The sequence below is a fragment of the Oleiphilus sp. HI0123 genome (assembly GCF_001635315.1).
This window is the reverse complement of record NZ_LWGE01001442.1, coordinates 1-1,502: the sequence shown is the minus strand read 5'-3', so window position 1 is coordinate 1,502 and position 1,502 is coordinate 1. Positions and strand designations below refer to the sequence as shown.

Here is a 1,502-nt window from a genome sequence, read left to right as displayed (position 1 = left end):
AGACCTAAAACAGTAGTAAGTCACCTTGGCCAACGCTCGCGTTTGGACGAACGAAAAATAATGAAAAAAATATTGGACAGTTAGTATTTAACTGCACATAATACTGATTATGTATACAGTATAAATTACTGGTCGTAATATTTAGTTATGGCCTGCAAAGAGTTATTAGTTAGGGGATATTTAAATGGAAGACAACAAAAAGAAAGCTTTAGGTGCTGCACTTTCTCAGATAGAGCGTCAGTTTGGTAAGGGTGCAATAATGAAGATGGGCGACCAGCCCAGAGAGGCGATCCCCTCTGTATCAACTGGCTCTCTAGGCCTGGATATTGCTTTGGGAATTGGTGGTCTTCCTTATGGTCGTATTGTTGAAATTTATGGCCCCGAAAGTTCTGGTAAAACAACACTTACATTGCAGGTTATTGCAGAGGCGCAAAAGCAAGGTAAAACCTGTGCGTTTGTTGATGCTGAACATGCTTTGGATCCAATTTACGCAGAGAAGTTAGGCGTCAACGTTGATGAGCTTTTGGTTTCTCAGCCAGATACCGGAGAGCAGGCATTAGAGATCGCCGATATGCTTGTACGCTCAGGTGCTGTTGATGTATTAATTATTGACTCAGTTGCTGCCTTAACGCCAAAAGCTGAAATCGAAGGGGATATGGGTGATAGTCATATGGGCTTGCAGGCGAGACTTATGTCGCAGGCACTTCGTAAGATTACGGGTAATATTAAAAATGCTAATTGCTTGTGTATTTTCATCAACCAAATTCGTATGAAGATCGGCGTAATGTTTGGCAACCCTGAGACAACAACCGGTGGTAACGCCTTAAAATTCTATTCATCGGTACGTTTGGATATTCGTCGTACCGGCGCGGTAAAACAGGGCGACGAAATTATTGGTAACGAAACGCGAGTTAAGGTTGTAAAAAACAAGGTTTCACCACCATTCAAACAGGCAGAGTTCCAGATCCTTTACGGCAAGGGTATATACCGCATGGGGGAAATCATAGATCTCGGTGTTAAGGAAGGCTTGGTAGATAAGGCTGGCGCATGGTACAGCTACAACGGCGACAAGATCGGGCAGGGTAAGGCTAATGCTGCCAACTTCTTGAAAGAGAACCCCGAAATCGCTGAAGATATTGAGGGCAAGGTTCGAGAAAAATATATGCCTAAGATTGAGCCTGCAGAAGGGGGTGACGCACCTGAACTGGCTTTGGAGCTGTAACTTATTTATATTTTGTGGCTAAATTTACGAAGATAATTTTACTAAGAGTAAAGTTATCTTCGTTATTTAATACAAGTAGTAAGTGATAAGATTGTTTGAGGGGGGGAATGGCAAGCCTTTAAATCAGCTTCAAACGATATACCTTGCGCTCCCTCTCTTGCTATTCATTAATTTTTTATCTACCCTGATCGCTTGTTTGGTCTGTTAAGCTATCAACGGCATCAACGGCATCAACGGCATCAACGGCATCAACGGCATCAACGGCATCAACGTCATCAAC

Annotated in this window: 1 protein-coding gene; it reads left to right on the top strand. The window is 42.7% G+C overall.

Annotation, left to right across the window (positions count from 1 at the left end):
- The first annotated feature begins 184 nt into the window (after positions 1 to 184).
- The gene (gene recA / locus A3761_RS18720) at positions 185 to 1,222 is read left to right on the top strand and encodes a recombinase RecA (protein WP_068510971.1); all 1,038 of its coding nucleotides are present in this window, start codon (positions 185 to 187) and stop codon (positions 1,220 to 1,222) included.
- Positions 1,223 to 1,502: the final 280 nt, after the last annotated feature.